This is a genomic window from Opitutus sp. GAS368, from assembly GCF_900104925.1.
GTDB lineage: Bacteria > Verrucomicrobiota > Verrucomicrobiia > Opitutales > Opitutaceae > Lacunisphaera.
On record NZ_LT629735.1, the window covers coordinates 3,054,799 to 3,074,991 of the forward strand.

The 20,193-nt window shown below is 67.0% G+C and carries 19 protein-coding genes, 1 tRNA gene and 1 pseudogene; 6 read left to right on the top strand and 15 right to left on the bottom strand.

Features of this window, described 5'->3' with window-relative positions; translation table 11 throughout:
* The first annotated feature begins 85 nt into the window (after positions 1 to 85).
* Positions 86 to 538, top strand: a complete 453-nt coding sequence (locus BLU29_RS13090) for a hypothetical protein (RefSeq protein WP_091058696.1) — start codon at positions 86 to 88, stop codon at positions 536 to 538.
* A gap of 261 nt (positions 539 to 799) precedes the next feature.
* Positions 800 to 922 (top strand): annotated as a pseudogene (locus tag BLU29_RS18830) (deaminase); the annotation flags it as partial.
* 93 nt (positions 923 to 1,015) lie between these two features.
* Here the strand turns inward: BLU29_RS18830 and BLU29_RS13100 are convergent.
* The gene (locus tag BLU29_RS13100; RefSeq protein ID WP_091061146.1) at positions 1,016 to 1,669 is read right to left on the bottom strand and encodes a YceH family protein; all 654 of its coding nucleotides are present in this window, start codon (positions 1,667 to 1,669) and stop codon (positions 1,016 to 1,018) included.
* 8 nt (positions 1,670 to 1,677) lie between these two features.
* Between BLU29_RS13100 and BLU29_RS13105 the strand changes: the two genes are divergently transcribed.
* Positions 1,678 to 2,313, top strand: coding sequence for a YciI family protein (locus BLU29_RS13105; protein WP_197677714.1), 636 nt, complete (start codon positions 1,678 to 1,680; stop codon positions 2,311 to 2,313).
* 724 nt (positions 2,314 to 3,037) lie between these two features.
* Here the strand turns inward: BLU29_RS13105 and BLU29_RS13110 are convergent.
* Positions 3,038 to 3,424, bottom strand: coding sequence for a response regulator (locus BLU29_RS13110; RefSeq protein WP_091058701.1), 387 nt, complete (start codon positions 3,422 to 3,424; stop codon positions 3,038 to 3,040).
* A gap of 344 nt (positions 3,425 to 3,768) precedes the next feature.
* Between BLU29_RS13110 and BLU29_RS13115 the strand changes: the two genes are divergently transcribed.
* A tRNA-Ser gene (locus BLU29_RS13115) sits at positions 3,769 to 3,856 on the top strand.
* A 427-nt stretch (positions 3,857 to 4,283) separates the two neighbouring features.
* Positions 4,284 to 6,389 carry a class I SAM-dependent methyltransferase gene (locus BLU29_RS13120; protein ID WP_091058705.1) on the top strand — a complete coding sequence of 702 codons (2,106 nt, stop codon included), beginning with the start codon at positions 4,284 to 4,286 and terminating at the stop codon, positions 6,387 to 6,389.
* 132 nt (positions 6,390 to 6,521) lie between these two features.
* Here BLU29_RS13120 and BLU29_RS13125 read toward each other — a convergent pair whose 3' ends face one another.
* The 13 genes from BLU29_RS13125 to BLU29_RS13185 are packed head-to-tail and all read right to left on the bottom strand — an operon-like array spanning position 6,522 to position 18,535.
* Positions 6,522 to 7,667, bottom strand: coding sequence for a hypothetical protein (locus BLU29_RS13125; RefSeq protein ID WP_157693849.1), 1,146 nt, complete (start codon positions 7,665 to 7,667; stop codon positions 6,522 to 6,524).
* Positions 7,668 to 7,695: 28 nt separating this feature from the next.
* On the bottom strand, positions 7,696 to 8,913 hold the full coding sequence (locus BLU29_RS13130; RefSeq protein WP_091058710.1) for a secretin N-terminal domain-containing protein: 1,218 nt from the start codon (positions 8,911 to 8,913) through the stop codon (positions 7,696 to 7,698).
* Entirely contained in the window at positions 8,910 to 9,536 is a 627-nt protein-coding gene (locus tag BLU29_RS13135; protein ID WP_091058713.1) for a hypothetical protein, read from the bottom strand. The genes BLU29_RS13130 and BLU29_RS13135 overlap by 4 nt, the downstream gene beginning before the upstream one ends.
* Positions 9,533 to 10,081 (bottom strand): hypothetical protein, encoded by a 549-nt coding sequence (locus tag BLU29_RS13140; RefSeq protein ID WP_091058715.1) that lies wholly within the window; start codon positions 10,079 to 10,081, stop codon positions 9,533 to 9,535. Before BLU29_RS13140 ends, BLU29_RS13135 begins: the two co-directional genes overlap by 4 nt.
* Positions 10,078 to 11,460, bottom strand: a complete 1,383-nt coding sequence (locus tag BLU29_RS13145; protein WP_091058718.1) for a hypothetical protein — start codon at positions 11,458 to 11,460, stop codon at positions 10,078 to 10,080. Before BLU29_RS13145 ends, BLU29_RS13140 begins: the two co-directional genes overlap by 4 nt.
* Positions 11,457 to 12,815, bottom strand: a complete 1,359-nt coding sequence (locus BLU29_RS13150; protein ID WP_091058721.1) for a helix-hairpin-helix domain-containing protein — start codon at positions 12,813 to 12,815, stop codon at positions 11,457 to 11,459. The genes BLU29_RS13145 and BLU29_RS13150 overlap by 4 nt, the downstream gene beginning before the upstream one ends.
* Positions 12,812 to 13,525, bottom strand: a complete 714-nt coding sequence (locus tag BLU29_RS13155) for a type II secretion system protein GspJ (RefSeq protein ID WP_091058723.1) — start codon at positions 13,523 to 13,525, stop codon at positions 12,812 to 12,814. Before BLU29_RS13155 ends, BLU29_RS13150 begins: the two co-directional genes overlap by 4 nt.
* Positions 13,522 to 13,953 (bottom strand): hypothetical protein, encoded by a 432-nt coding sequence (locus BLU29_RS13160; RefSeq protein ID WP_157693850.1) that lies wholly within the window; start codon positions 13,951 to 13,953, stop codon positions 13,522 to 13,524. Before BLU29_RS13160 ends, BLU29_RS13155 begins: the two co-directional genes overlap by 4 nt.
* On the bottom strand, positions 13,934 to 14,491 hold the full coding sequence (locus BLU29_RS13165; protein ID WP_091058728.1) for a GspH/FimT family protein: 558 nt from the start codon (positions 14,489 to 14,491) through the stop codon (positions 13,934 to 13,936). The genes BLU29_RS13160 and BLU29_RS13165 overlap by 20 nt, the downstream gene beginning before the upstream one ends.
* Positions 14,469 to 14,921 carry a type II secretion system major pseudopilin GspG gene (gene gspG / locus BLU29_RS13170; RefSeq protein ID WP_091058731.1) on the bottom strand — a complete coding sequence of 151 codons (453 nt, stop codon included), beginning with the start codon at positions 14,919 to 14,921 and terminating at the stop codon, positions 14,469 to 14,471. Before gspG ends, BLU29_RS13165 begins: the two co-directional genes overlap by 23 nt.
* 8 nt (positions 14,922 to 14,929) lie before the next feature.
* Entirely contained in the window at positions 14,930 to 16,204 is a 1,275-nt protein-coding gene (locus tag BLU29_RS13175) for a type II secretion system F family protein (protein WP_091058733.1), read from the bottom strand.
* Positions 16,205 to 16,215: 11 nt separating this feature from the next.
* Positions 16,216 to 17,931, bottom strand: a complete 1,716-nt coding sequence (locus tag BLU29_RS13180) for a type II/IV secretion system protein (RefSeq protein ID WP_197677715.1) — start codon at positions 17,929 to 17,931, stop codon at positions 16,216 to 16,218.
* Between the two features lie 19 nt (positions 17,932 to 17,950).
* Positions 17,951 to 18,535, bottom strand: a complete 585-nt coding sequence (locus BLU29_RS13185) for a hypothetical protein (protein ID WP_091058736.1) — start codon at positions 18,533 to 18,535, stop codon at positions 17,951 to 17,953.
* A gap of 298 nt (positions 18,536 to 18,833) precedes the next feature.
* Here BLU29_RS13185 and BLU29_RS13190 point away from each other — a divergent pair, with 298 nt between their 5' ends.
* A complete protein-coding gene (locus BLU29_RS13190; RefSeq protein ID WP_091058739.1) occupies positions 18,834 to 20,111 on the top strand; it encodes a DUF2851 family protein in 1,278 nt (425 codons plus the stop codon).
* Positions 20,112 to 20,193: the final 82 nt, after the last annotated feature.

Sequence of the window (20,193 nt, forward strand, 5' to 3'; positions counted from 1 at the left end):
GCGTTTGACCTCGCGCAGGGAATGCCCAGTCTGCGGTCACTCCGGGGCCACGGGGTGCGGCAGTTCAACTCAACCCACATCCGTCATGGCAAACCTAGGCCCCCAGCAGTTCGAGATTCCGGTCAGCGATCAGCTTTTCCAAACCTTGAATCCGGCCGATCCCATCATCGGCATCGCCCCCGACGTCCACGTGCCCGTCACCATCCCTTGGAACGCCAACGGAACCGACCTGGCCAAGGACAAGGACAACAACGACAAGCCGGTCGTCTTCGGCAAAGCGAAATGGGCCGGAGCCGGGCCCGAGCCGCACGACATCTACGAGGAGCAGATCGGCGGACAACGGGTGAAGGTCGGCACGGTGACGTGGTCGGTCGACACGGAGGTCTATCAGGACTGGCTCCCGCAGGGTAACATGAAGCGGCTGCGGGTCACCCCGTGCGCGATCCTGAACCGGACCACGGTCCTGCACGGCACGACCGAGACCACCGAGGTCGCCAGGAATCCCCAGCCCTGCTTCGGCCAATGGGTCCCGGTGTAGGGAGTGTCTTCAAACCCAACAAATACTCGTTTCCTGTCATTCTGAACGAAGTGAAGTTCCGAGCGAAGCGACATCCTCATCCATGCTTTCGCTCGCGATATGGTTTTCGCTGCCGTGGATCCTTCGCTTCGCTCAGGATGACAAACCGGGTTTGAAAACACTCCCTAACCGTTGAGCGCGCGGCCGGCGCCTGGCCGCGTTGGATTTTCCGAAGTCGCCAAGATATTGGCGCAGTGGCCGCATTCTCCCTTTGCGACCTTGCGTCTGGCAGGGCACGGGCCGACGTTGTTCGCAGGGCTGTCGAAGCCGGTCGACTTGAAGCTGGTGAGCCGGCTGGAGTTCAAGTCGGGGGCGGTGGCGATGCGGTATGAATCCAGGAGATAGCAGGGAGCGGGAAGCACCTGGAATCGTCCGGCGTTCAATTTTCAACGTTCATTGGCTTCAAACCGGTGAACAACGAACAATGCACAGTTCTCGCTATTCGAACTTCTTCCGGAAGGCGTCGAAATCGGCGCGGAGCTTCCCCAGGTCGGCGCGGAGGGATTTGTTGTCTTCCTCGAGCTGCTGCATCCGCTGCGTGTCGGACGACAGGTGCCTGACGACCGGCGCCGACTCGACCGGCTTTGATTCCACGGTTCCGGATAGGAGCTCGACGTAGCGGGCTTCCTTGGTGCCGGGTTGCTTGAGCTGCAAGGCAACGAGCGGAGCAGGGCGGTCGGCCAGCCGGCCCAGGGTGGCCACGACATCCGCCGGATCGGCAAACGCGTGCATCCGCTCCGTGCGGCCGCGCAGTTCGCCGGGGGTCTGCGGTCCGCGCAGGAGCAGCACGCACAGCAACGCGATCTCCGGCCCGGTCAGCTCCAGCGTCTCCGTCGCCTTGTGCCTGAACTTAAACACCTTGTTTTCCCCTCCGGAAATCACCACCGCCAGTTTCCGGTCCCGCAATTTATCCAACGCCCGGTTCACCTCCGGCTCGCCCAGCGACATGACGGGGTCGCGGTTGTTGCTCTGGTTGCACGCGTTCACCAGCGCATTCAGCGACAGCGGATAATAGGCCGGCGTCGTAAGCTCCTTCTCGATCAGCGAGCCGAGCACGCGGGCGTCAATGGCGTCCAGTTTGGGCAAGTCCATGCGCTCCATTGAATCACGCGATTCATTTAACGCAAAGGCGCAAAGCCGCCAAGGTGGTGGTGCGGATCCACCCTTTGCGGCACCACGCCTTTGTGTTTATCGTTTCTTTCACCGTTACGGAATGTCTGTTTTGGGGTCTTCCAATCGTTGGAGCGGTGACGGTCCAAACTCAAAACCACAGGAGAAATCGTATGCAATTCATGGTGTTCATGATCCCAGCAGTGTATCAGCCGAAAAACGGAAAACAGCAGCCGGGGCCCGATTTTAAGCCGGATCCGAAGATGATGACGGAGATGGGCAGGTTCAACGACGAGTTGCGGAAAGCGGGCGCGCTGCTTTCGCTGGACGGACTGCTGCCGCTGTCGACCGGCGCGCGCCTGGCGTTTGCGAAGCGGAAGGCCACCGTGACGGATGGCCCGGCGGTCGATTCCAAGGAAGTGGTCGGCGGCTATTGGTTGATAGAAGCCAAGTCCAAGCAGCAGGTCGTCGATTGGTGGCAGCGCTGCCCGGCGCAGGATGGCGATGTGATCGAGATCCGGCAGGTCGCCGGGATGGCGGATTTCCCCGCGGACGTGCAGAAGGCGCTGCGCGAGAGCGGAACAGCGGGCAGGGGGCAGAGAGCGCGGAGCAAGGAGCAGGATTAAGTCGGGGCCCCGAGATTGCCCGTTGTCCGTTGAGATACGGAACCCCAAACCGGAGGACAAATCATGAGAAAGTGAGGTTACCCCGATTTGACGGACACGGGTTGGGTCACCATAGCAGGGGGTGTCTTCCAACCTCCTAAAGGACCACTAATGAGATTTCACCAATGCTGAAATCCACGGAGACCGCTCCGGCTGATCGCCTGCGCGGTGGGTTTCGGGGGGCCCGCTAATCGCGGGCAGAGAGGGCGGCGATCAGCCGCCCCCTGAACCTGTCGGCGGAGGCGATCAGCCGGAGCAGTGAAAGTAGATTCCGCCGTTGGCGGAATCCTTTTAGTGGTCCCCCTTCCGAGCTTAGAAAACACTCCCTAACACTACTCCGTTAGGTTCCGACACACCCCGTCGCTACGCGCCACCCCTCTCCAGAGGGGATTATCGCCGGCGTTGATTTGGGTCCCCTCTGGAGAGGGGTGCCCGGCAGGGCGGGGTGTGTCGCTCGGGGTATTCTATACCTGACGGAGTAGTGCTAATGCTCGCTAATTGGGCACTAATCAGGAGACGAGGTTTGTAGGGTTCGGAAAACCATCCGTGATAATCCGTGCAATCGTGGTCAAACCCTCCGGGATTGGGAGGCCTTCGTGGACATTAGTGGTGACCAGAACCAACCCGTCCGGAGGCCGGGTTCCACCTTCGCAGCTTTCGCGCCTTCGCGTGAGGCTCTCTCCGCCTATGGCTTCGCTTCCTCGTGCAGTTTCAGGATCTTCTCGATCAGCTTAGCCTGCGGGGTGTTGTGCTTCTGGCAAATCTCGTCGGCGCCGGCCTTCGCGGCCTGCTCCATCAGCTCCAGGTTGCCGCCGGAGGTGAAGACCAGGATCGGAATGTGCTGCGTGTGCGGCGCGGCCCGCACGGCCTCGATCAGGTCCACCCCGTTGTAGCCCGGCATCATGAGGTCGGTGACAATGACGTCGATCGACTGCTCCGCCAGGATGCCGGAGGCCTCCTCGGGCGAGCTCGCGATATGCAGCGGGATGCCCGCCATCGCCATGCTCCCGGTGAAGACCTTGCGGGTCGTCGGGTCGTCTTCGATGATCAGGACAGTGGGCTTGGATTTCATACGGATAGGAAGACAGCCCGCAGGATGCGGGGCTCAGGGCATTTTGCAGCTCAAAACTCCGAGCCGGAGAATTTACCGCGGATACCGCGGATTGACACGGATAAAGCCAAGACAGGATCACCACTCATTCACACCAAGCACCCACTAATGGGTGATCCATGAGTGAAGAATAGGGAGTGTTTTCAAACCCAACAAATATCCGTTTCCTGTCATTCTGAACGAAGTGAAGTTCCGAGCGCAGCGACATCCTCATCCATGCGTTCGCTCGCGATAGCACAATCAATTTCCCTGTTATCTGCGTCGTTGACCTGACGGGGTAAGTTCGCAAGTTGGGCCTCCACTCAGGAGAGGTGGCAGAGTGGTCTATCGCGGCGGTCTTGAAAACCGCTGAACCGCAAGGTTCCGGGGGTTCGAATCCCTCCCTCTCCGCCAATAACTGCAGGTTATTGGCTGGCGATGCGAAGCAGCGCCTCAATCGCGCAGCGATTGCGAAGGAGGGATATGGGCAAAGCCGCAGGCTTTGGGGCGAAGCCCTGAGCGAAGCGAATCAATCCCTCCCTCTCCGCCATGCTTCGCTCAGTAAAGCGAAAGCGAAGCAATGTCCTAATTTATCATTGTAGGGCGGGATCACCGCATCCCGCCTTCTGCGCCTTGAGGTCAAGTCGCTCGACCCTAAGGCGGGATACGGTGATCCCGCCCTACAACAGAATGCCGCGCCCGATGTCGGGCACCAGCCGTCGCCAAGCCTATGGCTGGCAGGTAAAGCCCGACCTATACCAAACTGATCCATTACCTGATTTTCCCGATCGCCCGCCGCAATATCGTTGTCGTTCATCCGACCGGCTGACGCAATGACCGCATGGTTTTGAACGGATTCAAGCGCTTGCTTGGGGATGCGAGTTGGGCGGAGGGCAGGAAGTCCTCCGCCTGGCTGGTGGGCCTGACCACCTTTGGCATCCTCGTGCTGGAGCTGGCGCTGATCCGGTGGACCTCCGGGCAGGTGCGGGTTTTTGCGTATGTGAACAACATCGTGCTCATCGCGGCGTTTCTCGGCATGGGCCTGGGCGTGGCCTTGGGCAAACGGTATCCCGGGCTGGTGCATGGCGTGCTGCCGGCGCTGTTGCTGGTGGCGCTGCCCGTGGCGTCGGCGGAATCGCTGGGGCTCGTGCACCTGACCTTTCCCGACCAGAGCATCACCCTGTGGGGGGCCGAGACGGTGCAGGCGGACATGGCGACGTTTGTCCGCAACCTGGCGATATTCCTCACGCTGCTCTCCGGGGTGGGAACGATTTTCGTCTGTGCCGGTGCGCCGCTGGGGTATCTGTTCGGGCGTCTGCCCGTGCTGCGGGCCTACAGCGCGGACCTGGCCGGTTCGCTCACGGGCGTGCTGGTTTTCACGGCGCTCTCCTGGGTGGAGGCCGGTCCCGTGCTTTGGCTGGCCTTGGGCGTGCTGCCCTTCCTCTGGCTCGTGCGCCGCTGGTGGGCGGTGCCGGTGGCTGCGGTCATCGTCGGGCTCGGCTGGTATTCGGGGCAGGGCGCCATCTTTTCCCCTTACAACCGGATTGTCCTGATCACCGATCCGCTCTTCCTGCGGCTGGAGGTCAACCGGGATTTCCACCAATACCTGCATGATGTGTCGGACGCCCGCTTGGTCGACGCGCGGCTCACGGCCGACGATCGCAGCCGGCTGCGGAATGTCCGGCAACTCTACGACCTGCCCTTCATCCTGAATCCGCAGAAGGGCACGGCCCTGGTGGTGGGCGCGGGCACGGGCAACGATGTGCAGGCGGCCTTGCGGAACGGCTACCAGAACGTGACCAGCGTGGATATCGACGCCGAGATCATCGCGATCGGTCGGCGGCTGCATCCCGAACAGCCGTATAGTCACCCGGGGGTGAGCACGGTGGTGGACGATGCCCGGTCGTTTTTCGGCAAGCACGACGAGTCCTATTACGACGTGGTGTGCTATGGGTTGCTCGACTCCCACGCGATGGCGTCGGCAATGTCGACGCTGCGGCTGGACAACTACGTCTACACCGAGGAGGGCATCCGGGCGGCGTGGCGGCATGTGGCGCCGGGCGGCCACCTGTCCTTGTCGATGGCCTGCAATTCCGGGCAGTGGTTCTTCGACCGCCTCTACTGGACCATCACCAAGGCCACGGGCCGGAAGCCCATCCCGGTCTACAATTCCATGCACGGGGGCACGGTGACTTTCCTCGTGCCGACCGACGGGGCGCAACTTTCCCTGCCGGAACTGGCCAAGCACGTCGTGACCCTCCCGAGCAAGACCATGGCGCAAACGCCCACGCTGTCCGATGACTGGCCCTTTCTCTATCTGCGGCCCGGGGTTTTCCCGTGGGGTTACCTGACCGTGCTGGCGTTTATCCTCGGCGTCGCGGTGCTGACGGTGCGCCCGGTGTTCGGATTGGGGCGCGAAGGGAACGCCTTTGATTGGGTTCTCTTCCTGATGGGCGCGGCCTTCCTGCTGATCGAGACCCGCGGCGTCACGAGCCTTTCGTTGCTGTTCGGCTCCACCTGGGTGGTGAACTCCGCCGTCTTTGGCGGCATCCTGGTGATGGTGCTGCTCGCCAATCTCGCCGTCGAGCGCTGGCAGTGGCGCAATCCCTCGCCGTGGTTCGTGGCGCTGTTTGCCGCCGTGGCGCTGCTGTGGTGGTTTCCCCTCGACTGGCTCAACACGCTGCCGCTGCTCGTCCGCGGCGTGCTGGGCGGCCTGCTCACCGGCCTGCCGGTCGGGCTGGCCGGTGTGATCGTGCCGATGCTGCTGTCGCGCTCGGCGCAACCGGCGGCGGCGCTCGGCTCCAACCTGCTGGGCGCGGTGCTGGGCGGCTGCCTGGAATATTACTCGATGGTCGGCGGCCTCCGCTCGGCGGCGCTGATGGCGCTCGTGCTTTACCTGGCGGCCTTCCTTCTGCTGCGGCGGAGCGCCGGCGGTGCGAAGGCCTAGGGCGTGGTGGCCAAAACTGTAGGAGGGGCTTTACGCCCCGATGGGATGATTCTTCGCCGGCAGAATCGGGGCATAAAGCCCCTCCTACAGCCGGAAGGCGGGATGCGGCGATCCCGCCCTACAACAAAACGTTCAGCGGTTGCTCATGAGCTTGTCCGGGGCGTCCTTGTCGGTCGACTTGGGCAGCAGCTCCGCCTTGCCGCGTTCCTCCTGGCTCAGCTTGGCGAGGTCGGCCGGATGGGTGACGACGTGCGGCGTGAGGAAGATCAGGAGCTCGCTCTTGGAGTTGCCGGTGACCGTGTGCTTGAAGAGATTGCCGACGAGCGGGAGGTCGCCGAGGAGCGGCACCTTGTTGACCGTGTCGTTCTTCTGGTTGGAGATGAGGCCGCCGATGATGACGGTCTGGTCGCTCGGGGTGATCACCACGGTGTCGGCCGAGGTCTTGTTGATGATGGGGGAGTTCACGCCGTTCGAGATCGGCACGGTCTGCGAGCTCAGGGACGAGGTTTGCGGCGACACGATCATCTCCACGTTGCCGTCGGCGGTGATGAACGGGGTCACGGTCAGGATGATGCCGATGTCCTGGTAGGTGACGGTGTTGGTGATCGCGTTGGTGACGGAGCTGATCTGCGAGTTGGTGATGATCGGGATGGACTGGCCGACCATGACCGAGGCCTGCTGGCCGCTGCGGGTGAGGATCGAGGGGCGGGAGAGGATCTGGGTCTTGTTGTTGGTGGCGAGCAGGTGGATCGTCGCGTTGAGCTTGCTGTTCGCGATGCTGTAGAAGCCGCCGTAGGTCGTGGCCAGGGCCTGCGCCGCGGCGACGCCGAAGTTCGTGGTGGCCTTGCCGGTGGTGGGCGACGAGTTCAGCGAAACCGGCGCGGTGTAGGTCGCCTCGGCCCCGAGATCGAGGTCCTTGGCGTGGTCCACCTGCAGGAAGATGACGTCGATCTGCACCTGCGGCTTGGGCTGGTCGAGATCGGCGAGGATGGCCTTGATGCTCTCGTTGGTCACGTCGTCGGTGACGACGATGATGCGCCGCGTGTCGATGTCGCTCGTGATCATGGCGTCGCCCATCATGGTGGAATTAGTGTATTGGCGGGTGGACTGCGCGGAGGTGCCGCCGCTGCCCTGGCCGCCGCCGACGAAGCCGCCGGGGTTGATGCTGACAGGCCGGTTCTGGACGCCGACCTGCGCGAGGCCCGGGGCGGCGCCGAGCAGGAGCAGGGCGAGGGGGAGGAGACTCCGGCGGAGGAATCTGAAAGTGGATGGGTTCATGGGAGTGATCGTTGAGGTTGGGCGGGGCTCAGCGGTTGCGGTTTCCGTTGCCATTGCCGATCGTGAGAGAGGGGGTCGTGGCCGTGGTCTGGCTGTTGTTGTTGGCGCGGGTGCCCAGCGGGTCGGCCTGCGTCGAGGTCGAGCTGCGGTTGTTCGTGCTCTGGAAAAGATTCTTCAGGATGGCCTCGGTCTGCTTCACGTCGGCGTTGGCCATCGTGTAGACGAAGACCTTCTGCTTGCGGCCCGAGGTGGTGTCGAGCTGGGCGACCATCTCGGCGATGGCCGGCATCTGGGTCTTCGAGGCCGTGACGACGACCGAAAAGGTGCGCGGGTCCGCGATGGCGACCACCGGGGTGGGCCGGCCGCCGCCGGTCGCGCCGTTGCGGTTCCCATTGCCGCCGTTGTTGCCCCCGCCACCCTGGCCGGGACCGCCACCGCCGCCGCCAAAAAACCGCGCGAGGCCGCCACCGCCGAAGGGCAGGCCATTCACGATGCCGTTGTTGGCCGGCGTCATGCCTGTGGTGGTGGCGAAGAGGTTGGTCAGCAGCTGGGCCATCTCCACCGGGTCGGCGTTGCGCAGCGGGAAGACGCGCACGGTGGAGGCGCTGTCGGCCGAGCCGTCCAGGGCGGCGACGATCTCGACGATGTGGTGGACGTTGATCTGGGTGTCGGTGACGACGAGTGAGTTGCTGTCCGCGTTGGCCGTCACGGTGGCGGAGCCCGGCAGCAGGGTGCCGAGGTCGCGCGCCGCCGCCGCGGCGTCGATGTGGCGCAACGGGATGATCTGCATGACCATCTCCGCGGTCTGCGGGATCTCCGCGGGGTCGTTGCCGGTGTGGATGGGCAGGTTCTGCTTCCGGGCGTCCTCCTTGGAGGAGACGATCAGGTTGCGGCCCTGCACGCGGGCGGTGTAGCCGTTCTTGTTGAGCGCCAGGTTGAGCAGCTGCAGCGCCTCGTCCTTCGAGACGGCCTGCGAGCTCCACATGTCCACCGTGCCGCGCACGGGGGTCTCGAGCACGATGATGTAGCCGGCGGCGTCGCTCATGTAGTTGAGCACCGTTTCCAGCGGGGCGCCGCGGAAATTGAAGCGCAGGCCCGCGGGCTCGGGCGCGCCAGCCTGCGCCAAGGCTGCGGCTGGTTCGTTCCGCGGCTGCGCCGCGGGCGAAGCGGGCGTGGTATCCTGCGCGAACGCGGCCACGCGCAGTGCGGCGAGGCCGAGGCAGGGAAGAAGGTGGGAGGTTTTCATGGTTTTAATTGCTGCTGTCGTTTTTCCATCAGCCGCTTGAGAGTTTCGGAGGCGTCGGCCGCAACGACCGGAGAAGCGGAAGCGGGCTGGTCGGCGGGGCGGGACGCCTCGGGTGCGGGCGCCACGGCGACCACCGGCGTGGTGACGGTCCAGTCGCCGCCGGGCGGACGCTGCAGAGCCTGCCCGATGGCCAGCGTGAGCTTCTGCCCGTCGCGGGTCAGATCCACGCTGTCCTTGGCAATCCGTGTCACGGTGTATTGCGCGATCAGCTCCCCTTCATGCAGGGCCTTCTGGTAGGTCGGGCTGGAGCCGGCGAAGAAGGCGAAGAGGCCCTTCTCATAGTGCATGGTGCCGACCAGCGCGATGGTGTCGTTTTGCGGGCCGGGTGTGTCGGTTCCCGCGACGGTCCGGCCGACCCGGTTCGGGTTGAAGATATTCCGTTCCTCGATGATCCGGAAGGCGGCGAGACCGGTGACGGGCCCGGTGCTCGTGGCCCGGACCGCGGGGGCGGGAACGGGAGCAGGCGCGGCCACCGCCGGCTTGGCGGGGGCGTCGTCGGCCCGGCCGCCGGCCAAGACGGCGAGAATCGCGAGGAGCACGGTGATGTAGCGACGGGCGTTCATTGGCGGCCCTCCGCGGGGCTCAGGCGCAGGCCGGTCACGACCAGGGTGAGCCCGAGTTTCTGCCCGTTGTCGTCGCGGGCGGTCAGGGCGACCGATTCGACGCGGAGCGCGAGCGGCGATCCTTCCAGTTCATGCAGGAAACGGGTCAGCGCCGGCAGCGTGCCGCTGGCGTCCACGCGGCACTCGAGCAGCGAATAGCGCGAGGTGGCGCCGCGTTTCCACAGCGGCTTGATCGAGCCGAGCTCGATGTTGCCGGTGCGGCCCCAGCGGTCGAAGGCCGTGATGAGATCCTGCTCGGCCTGCGCCGCGTCCTTCGGCAGGGCGCCGGCCTGCATTTCCGCCCAGGCCCGTTGCGTATGCGCGGCCCGGTCGATCACGGCGTGGCCGTTGGCGACGGTCTGACGGAGCTGCACGGTCTCGGTTGCATGGGTCTGCCACATCCGGCCGAGGGGCGTGAAGACGATGCGGTCCAGCGCCAGGAGGAGCAGACCGCCGGCGGCGACGAGCATCAGGAGGCGTTGGCGGTTGACGGGTTTTGCGCTCATGGGCCGGTCGGGTTGCTCCAGTGGAAGGAGACGGTGAATTGCAGGGGGGCCTTGCCCCGGATCTGCTCGACCTTGAGGTCGCGGATTTCCCGGGTTTTCCGCAGCTGGTCGAGGGTGCGCAGCAGGGCGGGATTGTCCCGGGCCGTGCCGCTGATGCTGACGTCGGTCGCGCCGTGGACCTCGAACGACTTCGCGGTCACGCTGCCGTTGTCGGGGAAACTCTCGGTGACGCGCCGCAGGATGCTGAGGGTGTGGAAGGAGGTGTCATACCACGGGCGGTATTCGCGGATGAGCGACTGCACCGCCTCGAGCCCGGTCACCTGCTGCTGCATCGCACCCCATTCGGACTGGAGGGACCAGCGGCGGTATTCCTGCCAGCCGAACGCGCCGATCGCGAGCACCGCGGCGGCGGCCACCGCGAATCCGGCGACGGCCAGCCGCTTCGAGTCGTAGCGCGCCAGCCAGGCGGTCCAGCGGCTCGGGCGCGGCGGCAGGAATTCGAGGGCGGGGGCACCGGCCTCCAGCCAGCGCTGCGCCATGTGATCCGCCATCAGGCCGCCGAGCGGCTGGTCGCCGGCGCCGGGCTGCCCCGCGGCCAGGCCGGCCGCGCGGGCCCAGGCGGCCACGCGGTCGGCCAACGGGCGCTGGCCCGCCGTGCCGCCGCTGAATTCCAGGCGTTTCACGCCGGCGCGCAACGCGGCCGGGACCTGCTCCCAAGTGATGCGCAGCTCGCGGATCAAGCCCGCGGCGGCCGCGTCGCCCGGCGCAACTTCGCAGGTACGGAGCGCGGCGATGCCGCCGCCCGCGGCCACCAGCAGCGTCGCCTGGCCCGGCTCGAGGGCGACGGTGATGCGGCCCTCGCCGGGCGGCACCACGTCGGGCAGCGCCGCCAGCCCCGGCGTGAAGCTCACGGGCTTGAGTCCGGCCGCGAGGAGCACGGCGGTCAGCCGGTCGATCGGCTCCGTGCGCACGGCGATCAGGGTGGCGTAGGTCACGCCGCCGGCGTGGCACAGCGAGTGGACGAGCCGCACCTGCGAAGGATCGCAGGGCAGGCCCTTCTCGGCCTCGAGCTGCAGATAACTGGCGAGGTCCTCGGGCGAAAGGGCGGGGAGCTGCGTCTGCCGGCTGATGATCCAGGGCGCGGGGATCGCGACCACGCAGTGCCGCTCGCGCAGGCCGGCGGCGGCCAGGTGCTGCTTGATTTCCCGGCCGGCCTCCTCGACCGGCGCCGACCAGGGATCGAGCGACAGGGCGGCCGTGAAGGACCGGGCGGGCGCGACGGCGCCCTTGGCCCGCGTCACCTGCGCAGCGCTCAGGCGGCCGCCGGTGAGGTCAAGGCCGAGCACGGAGTTCAGGCGCTGGGAAGTGAGCCATTTCATGAGTTGGTGCCCGAAGGCTGGGTGGCGGAGTAGGTCTGCCGGACGCTGGCGCCGAGGGCCCAGCCGGCGGAGCTGAGGTCCTGCCGGTTGACGATGCGCGGGGTGCCGCGGCTGAGGTCGAACACGACGCGCTCGCGGCAATAGCCGCGCCCGTTGCCGCCCACGGCGGCGACATCGGCGGAAAACTGGTAGGACTGGTCGGTGATGTAGGGTCCGGCGCGGCGGAAGGCGGGGTCGCCGATGACCCCGCTGAGCCAGACGAAGGTGGTGAGCGTCTCCGGATGGGCCGTGCGGTAGGCCACAATCTGGGCGGCGGTGGCGGCGTCGATGCCGGGGATGCAGGCGAGCACCGTGGCGCTGGCGGTGTTGACGTTGACGAGGCCGGGCGAGGAGGCGCCGGCGGTGGCGGTCAGGTCCGTGTGAATCTTGGCGAACTCGGCGTCGCTCATGTCGCTGGCGATGAAAAACGCCGCCACACTGTCAAAATTGCTGTTGCCGATGCGATTCAGGATGGCGGTGGAGCGGTCGGCGCTGAGCCGGCGCTGCAGGAGCGGCCCGAGTTGGGTGCGCGTCTGCGGCGTGGCGATGTTGACGCGGCGCGTGCCGTCGGGGCGCGTGTTGGGCTGGGCGCTGTAGACGGTGACATACTCGAGCAGGCCGGGTTGCAGCTGACCGTCTTGGTTGTCGTGCGGCGGCGACTGGTCCCCGTCGTCCTCGTTCGCGTCGAGCGCGCCGTTGCGGTTGGTGTCCTCGCCGAACAGGAGGTCGAGCGTGGCGCCGTAGACCAGGCGGAGCTCGTCCACGGTTTCGAAGGGCGCGCCCTTGTTGAGGCGGGGCGGCGTGAGGCTCGCGTAGGTGTTGCCGGAGGTGTCGGCGGTGCCGGCCGGGCTGCGCCAGGTGACGATGGCCGCGGCCAGGTCGGGCGTCATGTTGGGCAGCTTTTCCAGCATGGCGCGGGTCGCGGTATTGAGGTTCAGCTTCGAGGCTTCGTCCACGAGGCCGAAAACGGGCTCGGTGGAGGGCGCGAGGTTGGGGTCGCGGCCGATGAACCAGAAGTGCGCGTCGCCCACGGCGAGGTTCTCGGCCTGATAGGGGAAGCCCGCGGTGGCGGAAGTCGCGGGGGGCACCGTGCCGTCGCTCATGTAGGTGGTCAGGACGTGGGCGGCGTAGCGCTCCGCGCCGGCGACGGCCTGTCGCGCGGCGATTTCCATGGCGCGGTTGTCCGCGGCCCGGAGCTCGGAGCTCATGGAGTTGGCGAAGTAGAGCGTGAGCGCCACGAGGCCGAGGCAGATCCAGAGCACGATGATCAGGATCGAACCGTGCGGATGCCGGGAGGATGACGGGTGCGACCTCATGTGCCGGTTTCTCCGGAAGCGGCGGCGGCCTGACTGGCGTTGGTGGTCACGAGGACCGGCACCAAAAGCTCGATGGGGGCGGGCGCGGGTTGCTGCGGATCCGCGCGGGCCAGGGTGACCTGAAACCGGATCGCGGTGGGCATCGTGGAGGTGACCGTCGAATCCCAGCTGTCGGTCCAGGCGGTGCCGTCGTAGTAATCCATCGTGACGTCCGCCACCCCGGTGAGGAGCGTCTGCACGTCCGTGGTCGCCGTCTGGACGGGCAGGAGGTTGCGCGTCACGACGCGCAGCAGGTTCCGGCGGTTGGTGCCGTCGTTGGCCGGGGCGAGGTAGTATTCCACCATCTGAACCTCGGAAAACGGATTCCAGCCGTCGATCGTGCCGGAGTTGGTGAAGAGGCTGGCGCCCACCTGGTCCCCGTAGGTGCCGCCCGACAGCGAGCTGGCCAGCGTGGTCTGGAGCGGACCCGCGAGGCCGTTGCCCGGCAGCATCACGCCGCCGAGGTCGCGCCGGACGATGCCGAGTGCGCGGTCCAGTTCCAGGCCCGACGCGATGCTAGCCTCGGTCGTGTTGCTGAGGCGCAGCGCGCCGAAGAACGTGCCGTTGATGACCAGCAGCACGATCGCGCCCACCAGCGTGGCGAGCAGGATCTCGATCAGCGTGAAGCCGGCGGCGGGGGAGCGCGGCGACGAGGAACGGCGGAAGGTCATGGGCTGGCGGTGCCGGTGGCGAGCGCGGCCGCCGGGTCGAAGAGGGTGCTGAGGCTCACCGAGTAATCATTGCCCTGCACCGTGAAGGTGACCTGCACGGTGACCTGGGTCATGGCATCCGACGGCCACGTCACCGACTGCATGGTCCACGCATAGGTCGTGTCGCCCTCGGTGATGCTGCCGCCGGTCGCGCCCTGATTCCACCCGCCGGTGATCGCGAGGTCGTTGAGCACGCGCTCGCCGACGCGCATCGCGGCGGCCTTGCGCTGGCCCAGGACACCGGCGCGGCTGGCGACGCTCATGCCGTGCAGGGCGACCGGGACGACGATCGCCATGAAGAGCAGCGCCGCCAGCACCTCGGCCAGCGTGAATCCACCTCCGCCGGGCCTACGGCGGACAGGCGCACGGCTATGGCTGGGTGGGCGCATAAGGCAGGATTTCGTAAGCGAGCCGGTTGGCGGCGGGCGCGATTTGCAGCGCGGTCTCCGTCCCCTGGCGCAGGACAAAACGCGGCACGCTGGCGTAGTCGAAATAACCGTCGGGCGTGAAGCGGATCACGGGCCGGCCCTCCGGCAGGCCGAGGAGCTCGTCGCCCAGTTCCGAGACGGGCGGCGCGTCGCCGGTGGGCACCTCGAGGGTGAGGCTGGATTCGAGCGAGAAGGTCGAGGCGCGGTCGTCGTGTGCGGTGAAGCCGGGCTGGATGTTCTGGCCGTAGGTGCCGGTGGCGGGATCGAGCCACAGGACGACGGGCACGCCCTCGGCCACCGCGCGGCTTTGCGCGTAGTGGGTCAGGGCGAGCAGGCGGCGGCCTTCCTCATTGAGCGCGCGGCCGCGGAAAAACGAGATCATCCGCGGCGCGGCCAGGGCGGTGACGATCGCCAGGAGGGCCAGCACCAGCAGGAGCTCGATGAGGGTGAACGCACCCTCGCCGGGTCGGCGGGGGTTATTTTGCCGTGTAGCTGGCATTGACGATGTCGTCGGCCGTGCCGACCTGGCCGTCGGGGCCGGCGGAGCGGATGTCGTAACCGTTGGGGTTCACCTTGCCGGGATACTCATAGATGTAGGGATGGCCCCACGGGTCGACGGGGATGTCGCTCTTCAGGTAGGGCCCGCGCCAGTTGGTGACGTCAGAGGGCCGCACGACGAGCTGCGTGAGGCCGTCCTGGCCGCGCGGGTAGCTGCCGGTGTCGACCTCGAAGGAGTCCAGCGCGGTGCCGAAGGCGGCGATCTGGGTCTGCGCCGCGGTGACGCGGGCCTCCTCGGTGCGGCCGCTGAACTTGGGCAGCACGAGGGCGGCGAGGATGCCGAGGATGACGAGGACCGTCAGGAGCTCGACGAGGGTGAAGCCGCGGGAGGAGCGCAGCCGGGCGCGGCGGGAGGCGGGGGCGAGGTTCATGGGAGAAATCATTTGATGTGATCCTGCAGGGAGAAAATGGGATAGACCATGCCGATGAAGATCGTGCCGATGAAGGCCGCGATCAGGAACAGCATCAGCGGCTCGAGGAAGGCGACGACGGTCTTGAGCTGCCGGTCGAGGTCGGACTCGGTGACCGTGGCGAGGCGCAGCAGCTCCTGGTCGAGGCGCCCGCTCTCCTCGGCGACGGTGATCATCTCGATGACCGCGCCGGGGAACAGCACGCGGTTCGGCGCGAGGCTCCGGCCGAGCGGCTTGCCCTCCTTGACGCGGTCGATCGACGTGGAGACGGCGTCGACGAGGATCTGGTTGCCGATGGAGCGGCGGGCGACATTGAGGGCATTGATCACCGGGACGCCGGCGCCGAGCAGCGTGCCGAGCATGCGGCAGAAGCGGGCCATGGCGAATTTCGCGAGCAGCGGGCCGATCCGGGGCACGCGGAGGACGAAGCCCTCCCACGCCCGGCGGCCGGCCGGCGAGGTGAACCAGGTGCGCAGGGAAAAGATGACAACGGCCGCCGCCGCGCCGAGGAACAGCCCGTAGCTGCGGACCGCGTCGCTCGCGGCGATGATCATCTGCGTGAGCAGCGGCAGGGTGGCGTTGAAGCCCTTGAAGATGAGCTGGAATCGCGGGATGAAGAAGACCAGCAGGAAGACGAGCACCCCGAGCGAGAGCACCAGCAGGATGGCCGGGTAGAGCAGGGCGGTCAGCACCTTGCCCTTGAGGTCCTTTTCCCGCGCCTGGAAATCGGCGATCTGCGCGAGCACCACGTCGAGGAAGCCGCCGGTCTCGCCCGCCTCGACCATGGCCACGTAGACCTTGGGGAAAATCTGCGGCGAGCGCGCCATCGCGGCGGACAGCGGCAGGCCGTCGACCACCAGGTCGTGGATCTCCTTCCACTTGGCCTTCGCCGCCGGCTCGGTGGCCTCGCGGTGGAGGATCACCAGCGCGCGGCTGAAAGGCACGCCGGCCGCGAGCAGGCTGGAGAGAAGGCGAGTGAAATTTTCCAGCGTGCGGGCCGAGATGCGGCCGGAGCTTCCCGCCGAGGACAGCCGCCAGAACGGAACCGTGGTCGCAGCCGTCGCGGGCGTGCCGTTGGCGGCGGGAGCGTGCGCGCCGTTGCCGTTGGCGGTTTCCGTCAGGCGGATGGGCCGGAAGCCGAGCCCCTCGACCTGCCGCATCGCCTCGGCGCGGTTGCTGGCGTCGAGAAGTCCCTCGGTCAGGACCCCGTCGGGCTGCAGGGCTTTGTAGGAGAACCGGGACATGGGCGGGAGCCTCAGGTGGTGGCGCCGGGCTTCGGGCCGGGCGCGGGCGTCTCGGGCATGGTCGTGGCGCCGAGGACCTCCTCGATGGTGGTGACGCCCTCCCGCACCAGGCGGGCGCCGTCCTCGCCGAGCGTCGTCATGCCGGCGCGGGCGGCGGCGGCGCGGATGAGGTCGGTCGAGGCCTGCTGCAGGATCAGCTGGCGGATTTCCGAGTCGATATCCATCCACTCGAAGATGGCGCGGCGGCCGTGATAGCCGGTCTGGCGGCAGGCGGGGCAGCCGACCGCGTGGTAGAGGACCGTCTCCTGCGGGAGGGCGAGCCGGGTCCGGAAGGCGCGCGTCTCGGGTCGCGTGTCGGCCGTCTTGCACTGGGGGCACAGCAGGCGCACCAGGCGCTGGGCGAGGACCGCCTCGAGCGAGGAGGCCACCAGGTAGGGCTCGATGCCCATGTCCACCAGGCGCGTGACGGCGCCGGCCGCATCGTTGGTGTGCAGCGTCGAGAAAACCAGGTGGCCGGTGAGCGAGGCCTGCACCGCGATCTGCGCCGTCTCCTGGTCGCGGATTTCGCCGATGAGGATGACGTCGGGGTCGTGGCGCAGGATCGAGCGCAGGCCGCGGGCGAAGGTCAGGCCGGATTTTTCCGACACCTGGATCTGGTTGACGCCCTTGAGCTGGTATTCGATCGGGTCCTCGATGGTGATGATCTTGCGCTCGGAATCGTTGATCTCGTGCAGCGCGGTGTAGAGGGTCGAGGTCTTGCCGCTGCCGGTCGGGCCGGTGACGAGCACGATGCCGTGCGGCAGCTGGAGCACGCGGCGGAGGCAGGCGAACTCGCGGGCGTTCATGCCCAGCTCCTTCGCCCCGAGCAGGGTCTGGTTCTGGCGGAGGAGGCGCATCACCACCGCCTCGCCGTGGAGCATCGGGATCACGGAGACGCGGATGTCCACCTCGGCGCCGTCGATGCGGACCTTGATGCGGCCGTCCTGCGGCAGGCGCTTCTCGGCGATGTTGAGGTGGCTGAGAATCTTCACGCGGGCGCCGATCGCCGGCTGGAAGCGCTTCACCTGCGCCGGCACGGGAATCTCCTGGAGCACGCCGTCGATGCGGTAGCGGATGCGCAGTTCGTCCTCGAAGGGCTCGAGGTGGATGTCCGAGGCGCGCAGGTCGATCGCGTCCTTCAGGACCTGGTTGACGAAGCGGATGATCGACGCGTCCTCGGCCGCCTCGTCGAGGTTCGTGTCGTCGGTACCGCCGCTGTCGTCCACGACCTGCAGGCCGCTGGCCTCGTCGAGGGTGTCGATGGTGTCGGCGCCGACGCCGAGGCGTTCCTTCAGTTCACGGCGGATGGTCGCGGCCGGGGCCAGCACCGGGCGCAAGCGCAGCCCCGTGAGATTCTTCAGGCCGTCGAGGCCGTGCGTGTCGAAGAGGCGGCTCGTGGCGATCTCGATCCGGCCGGCCGTGCGCCGCAGCGGCAGGAGTTCATCGCGCAACAACAACCGCGCGGGGAAAAGGGCGAGCACCTGCTTGTCCGGCTCGAGTTCGTCGAGGGCCGTGTAGTCCAGGCCGTATTCCTGCGCCAGCCAGCGCAGCGTGTCCTCCTCCGTCAGGCTGGCCGCGGCGGGCTGCCGGGCGAGAAAGGCGCGGGCGTCGGTCGGCGTGAGCTGCCGGTCCGCAATCATCCGGGTCAGCAAGGGCGGCAGGATCCCGTCGTCGAGAGCGGTGGACATGGGCGGAATCGGCGGGCGCTCAGTTCAACAGGCCCGCCATGACCAGCACCGCTTCCTGGCGGACGCTCAACACGGCGCGCAGCTCCTCGCGGGCCTGGTCCAGCCTGGTCTCGTTCTGTTTGCGGGCATCGCGCAGCCGGGCGAGGCGGGCCTTGATTTCCGTGTCGGGAAGCTTGTCGGAGATCGCGGTCCGCAGCGCATCCTGCTCCGGGTCGACCTGGCCGCCGAAGCGGCCCGCCAGGCGGCCGCCCGCCAGGCCGGAGATGAGCTGGTTGCGGCGCATCTCGAAAACCTTCGTGACCCGCTCCGAGATGAGAGCCCATTCGGCGTCGTCCGGAACGTCCAGCTGCGTGCGCAAGGCGGCCAGCATGCGCGCCTGCATTTCGGCCGGGTTGAAATTGGCGCGACGGTTGTTGCCGTTGTTGTTCGGCTCTCCCGGCGTGCCACCCGCGTCAACCGGCGCCGGCACCATGACCGGGGCGGCCGGCGGGGTTTCGGTCGCGGTTTGCGCCGGCAAAGCGGTGGCGATAAAGGTGGCCGTGACACCCAGCACAAGCTGGCGGGCAAATCGGGAAGAGACGGGGAGGGAAGCGAGGTTTTTCATGGGCTATACCAGTTGGCTATCATCCGGCAGGGGAGAGGCTTGTTAGGGTGGCCGGGTGGGGACCTACGACAAGACGGCGCAGGTGCGGCTTAGTTTCATCCGATGGGAGCAAGGTTGGAGGTATTACCGACCAAGGCCGACCCCGCTACAGGCGGCACGGCGCCAATCGTCCGGCCGGTGGTCGGGGCCGGGGCGAGCCCGGGCGAAAGAATTTCGGCTCGCCGCCGGCGGGTTTGTTTTCTAGCTCTTGAGGCCAGAAATCGTGCGTGGGGCCACAGGCGCACCGGAGATTGCAGCCATGGCCATCAACACCGATTCCGTCGCGGAGATGCAGGGTCTCTACGGCCCGTTCACGCTCACCGAAAAGGTGGTGCAGAAGATCTGGCTGCGCGGGGATTTCGACCGGACGCGGCTGGTGCTGGCCGACGGGCGGCCGCTGGAGATCCGCGCGTTCGGCGCCTGGAATCTGCTCGGCGGGCCGGATTTTCGCGGCGCGCAGCTGGTGATCGGGGGCGAGAGCATCATAGGTGACATCGAGGTGCACTTCCACGTGGCGGACTGGCGGGCGCACCAACACGAGACGGACCGGGCTTACAACCATGTCGCCTTGCACGTGGTGCTGTTCCCGCCCAGGGCGGACGAGCGGCCGGCGGTGCGCGGCGACGGCCGGGAGATCCCGACGCTCGTGCTGTTGCCGCTGTTGCATCGCGACCTGGAGGAATATGCGTCGGACGAGGCGCTGGAGGTCATCACGGCGCGGGATGCGTGGGAGAAATTCGCCGGGCTGGCCGCCACGCCGCCGGAAAAACTGCCCGGTTTGCTCCGCGAGAAGGCGGCCGATCGCTGGCGGCAGAAGGTGCGCTTCGCCAAACTGCGCATCGAGCGGGTGGGGTGGACGGCGGCGGCGCATTGCACCGCGCTCGAGATTCTCGGTTACCGTCACAACCGCGCGGCGATGCTGACCGTGGCGACGAAATATCCGCTGGAGGCGTGGGCCGGCGGCGTCGAGATTGCGCAGGTCTATGCAGGGAGCGGGACGCGGTGGCAGACGCAGGGCGTGCGGCCGGCGAACCATCCGCGGGCGCGGTTGCGGCAGTATCAGGCCTGGGTTGCGGCGCATCCGGATTGGCCGGGGCGCTTGCGGGAGATGGCGAAGACTCTGCCGAACGCTGCCTGGAGCTGCGGCGACCCCGCCGCGGATGGTGCCCGGCTCGCGGCGGGGTCGCCGCGACTCCAGGAATTCGGTGGCCCGACGCCGACCAGGCTGGCACGCCAGTCCCTGGGCCTGGCGAAACGGCGCGAGGCATTTGCCCGCGACCTCATGGGCGGGGCCGTCGGCGGCACGCGATTGGACAACCTGGTATGCGACGGTTTCCTGCCGTTGGCCGCCGCCGAGGCCGGAAATGATCCCGGAATCGTGTGGTTTCACTGGTTTCTCGGGGATGTGCCCGGCCAAATGCGCTCGGCTCTTCAAAAACTGGGCGTGGCGGGCCGTGGCGCCTCCCCGCTTTGCCATGGTTGGGGGCAGGGATTATTGGGGTGGATTTTGGAGCATGAAGCACGCGCAAGTCGCTGACGCAGAGAAATCTGGCCGGGGGCTTGACAAGCGTTAAGGCGCTTTCATACCTTCCACCCCCTATAACTAGTTCACTTTCTAA

What these genes read in the sequence shown, in the direction of transcription:
- BLU29_RS13090 (WP_091058696.1), top strand. Translation starts at nt 86, where the DNA reads ATGGCAAACCTAGGCCCCCAGCAGTTCGAGATTCCGGTCAGCGATCAG.
- BLU29_RS13130 (WP_091058710.1), bottom strand. Translation starts at nt 8,913, where the DNA reads ATGAAAACCTCCCACCTTCTTCCCTGCCTCGGCCTCGCCGCACTGCGC.
- BLU29_RS13110 (WP_091058701.1), bottom strand. Translation starts at nt 3,424, where the DNA reads ATGAAATCCAAGCCCACTGTCCTGATCATCGAAGACGACCCGACGACC.
- BLU29_RS13145 (WP_091058718.1), bottom strand. Translation starts at nt 11,460, where the DNA reads ATGAAATGGCTCACTTCCCAGCGCCTGAACTCCGTGCTCGGCCTTGAC.
- BLU29_RS13100 (WP_091061146.1), bottom strand. Translation starts at nt 1,669, where the DNA reads ATGGACTTGCCCAAACTGGACGCCATTGACGCCCGCGTGCTCGGCTCG.
- BLU29_RS13190 (WP_091058739.1), top strand. Translation starts at nt 18,834, where the DNA reads ATGGCCATCAACACCGATTCCGTCGCGGAGATGCAGGGTCTCTACGGC.
- BLU29_RS13160 (WP_157693850.1), bottom strand. Translation starts at nt 13,953, where the DNA reads ATGCGCCCACCCAGCCATAGCCGTGCGCCTGTCCGCCGTAGGCCCGGC.
- BLU29_RS13120 (WP_091058705.1), top strand. Translation starts at nt 4,284, where the DNA reads ATGGTTTTGAACGGATTCAAGCGCTTGCTTGGGGATGCGAGTTGGGCG.
- BLU29_RS13125 (WP_157693849.1), bottom strand. Translation starts at nt 7,667, where the DNA reads ATGAACCCATCCACTTTCAGATTCCTCCGCCGGAGTCTCCTCCCCCTC.
- BLU29_RS13180 (WP_197677715.1), bottom strand. Translation starts at nt 17,931, where the DNA reads ATGTCCACCGCTCTCGACGACGGGATCCTGCCGCCCTTGCTGACCCGG.
- BLU29_RS13140 (WP_091058715.1), bottom strand. Translation starts at nt 10,081, where the DNA reads ATGAGCGCAAAACCCGTCAACCGCCAACGCCTCCTGATGCTCGTCGCC.
- gspG (WP_091058731.1), bottom strand. Translation starts at nt 14,921, where the DNA reads ATGAACCTCGCCCCCGCCTCCCGCCGCGCCCGGCTGCGCTCCTCCCGC.
- BLU29_RS13155 (WP_091058723.1), bottom strand. Translation starts at nt 13,525, where the DNA reads ATGACCTTCCGCCGTTCCTCGTCGCCGCGCTCCCCCGCCGCCGGCTTC.
- BLU29_RS13175 (WP_091058733.1), bottom strand. Translation starts at nt 16,204, where the DNA reads ATGTCCCGGTTCTCCTACAAAGCCCTGCAGCCCGACGGGGTCCTGACC.
- BLU29_RS13185 (WP_091058736.1), bottom strand. Translation starts at nt 18,535, where the DNA reads ATGAAAAACCTCGCTTCCCTCCCCGTCTCTTCCCGATTTGCCCGCCAG.
- BLU29_RS13150 (WP_091058721.1), bottom strand. Translation starts at nt 12,815, where the DNA reads ATGAGGTCGCACCCGTCATCCTCCCGGCATCCGCACGGTTCGATCCTG.
- BLU29_RS13135 (WP_091058713.1), bottom strand. Translation starts at nt 9,536, where the DNA reads ATGAACGCCCGTCGCTACATCACCGTGCTCCTCGCGATTCTCGCCGTC.
- BLU29_RS13165 (WP_091058728.1), bottom strand. Translation starts at nt 14,491, where the DNA reads ATGCCAGCTACACGGCAAAATAACCCCCGCCGACCCGGCGAGGGTGCG.